We start from the raw sequence: 1,990 nt of genomic DNA, 5'->3' as shown, positions 1-1,990 counted from the left end.
TCATTTTGCGCCATTCTATCACTCTCCTTTCTTGTCTTATAATACCTGAAAAGGGATTTTAAAATCAAATTTTACGTTTTTAAAAGCGAGAGGCATAGTGTCAGGTTAAAGAAAAATGAAAAATGAAAAGCCTCTACTCTGGTTTTCAGGGCAGAGGCTTTATTTTTTTCGTTTTTGGCTTTTGTTTTTAAAAATAAAGGGAACGATTTTGTATACATAAAAGCAAAAGTTTTTGTTTTTAAAATCGATGTTGCATAAAAGCTTCTGCAAATCTTGCTGAAAATTATGTAGCCAGATTCCTATTTTTGATCTTCATTTTGAGAATGCAATTTTAAAAATGCTTTCTAAAACCTGTTTTGGTTTTTAAAAACGAATTTAATATCGTAAGAAGAATGCATTCTGATGGCATTAGTTTGTGTAGCTTCAAATTTATTTTTTGGATGAGATAGCTTTATTAACGTCTGTTAATCTTTATTAATTCGCATAAATGGCCATTAATAGAAATTAACGGAGATTAACAGAGATTAACAGAGATTAACAGAGATTAATAAAAATTAATAGCAGTTAATAAACTTTATACCAATACATGAACGCCAAGAAAATCAAGAGTTCATTTGAAAATAACAGTTAAAAAAGCCGTTAAAGATATTGCACAGGATTTTAAAAACAAACCAAGCATTGGAGAACAAAATTGATTTAGCGTTAAAAACTTTCGTATTGCAAGAAAAACGGAGAATAACCACGATAAAATAGAATAATTTGCCAAGGTCAGCTTTAAAGATTTTTCAATGCTGAAATATAACTTTTAGTTTTACTTAGGGAGTTAAAAGAAAAAATCTAAAAAAAACTTGAAGAATTTTATTATACATTGTGCTATGATTATAAAGAAGGAGGGATTGGTTTCGTGAGAAAGCCTCATCAAATATGGGCCTTAATTAATCCCAAGATGCATAGGAAACTAAAAGAATATGCGGTTGAAAACCATTTGGCTTCTACCCGAGCCAAGATGATTATGTATATACTTTATAATTTCCATCCAGAAGAGCTATTAGAAGATTATACTTTTCAATCACGAACGGGAAAGATGATTAATATTAAGGTTTCCGATGCAGAGCTTGAGTATATCAAAAGCCTTGCTCAACGCTATAATGTAACAATTAGCCGATTGCTGAGAAATATGGTTTATACTTATTTTTCCAAAACAGAAAATGCAAATCAAAAGATCTAAGCTAAGGTTTTACTTTTTTGCTCCGATCTTTAAGTTTAAAAACATATTATCAAAAATAGGTTTAAAAGGAGGTAAAATATTCAGATGTTAAAAACAATATTTGAGCTTTGCGAGCCACGACAAGAGACATTAACAGGTGGAACTATAGACGATGTTCAAGAGTTAGATATGCTTTTAGACAAAAGAATAGATCCGAACGATTTCTTTTCAAAAAATTATGTTACAAACAATATGCGTTTACTTTTTAACAAGACTTTTGCGAGATTTAGCGGACGGAGTGATGGTTCGGGTTTAATTGTATTAAAGCAGGCAATGGGCGGCGGTAAAACCCATAATATGATTGCTCTTGGGCTCTTGGCCCAGTATCCGAGTATAAGAAAACAGATATTAGGCGCTGATTTTCCTTACTTATATGAAGGTGAAATAGAAGTTGTAGGTTTTACGGGAAGAAATAGTCCAGAACTGCCGTGGATAGAAATTGCACGTAGGTTAAACAGACTAAATCTATTCAGACAAAGTGTTAGCCCCGATCCTAATAATTTAATGAAGTTTTTATTAGAAATTTCTCCAAAAACAAAGACAATGATATTAGCAACAGCAACCCCTATCCAACTTCATCCAGTTGAAGGCTGGGACTTATTATATATTTTAGCTAAAGGAAGCGAACGAATACTTGGATCAGAAATAAGTCAATGGCGGTTGAGACATTTGGACGGAATAGCGTATAGTTGTGGTGAAAAAGAATCGCCGCGTGGCAGTGAA

At 32.4% G+C, this 1,990-nt stretch carries 2 protein-coding genes; both read left to right on the top strand.

The genetic code is table 11. The features are described from left to right. The first annotated feature begins 904 nt into the window (after positions 1-904). Entirely contained in the window at positions 905-1,228 is a 324-nt protein-coding gene (locus VIL26_08560) for a hypothetical protein (protein HEY8390977.1), read from the top strand. Between the two features lie 84 nt (positions 1,229-1,312). Next, positions 1,313-1,990 (top strand): hypothetical protein (locus tag VIL26_08555; protein HEY8390976.1); only part of this gene is annotated, 678 nt, incomplete at its 3' end.

The organism is Clostridia bacterium (assembly GCA_036562685.1).
In the GTDB taxonomy this organism is placed as follows: Bacteria; Bacillota; Clostridia; order Christensenellales; family DUVY01; genus DUVY01.
The sequence above is the reverse complement of the archived record's forward strand: the minus strand, read 5'-3'. Positions and strand labels throughout refer to the sequence as shown.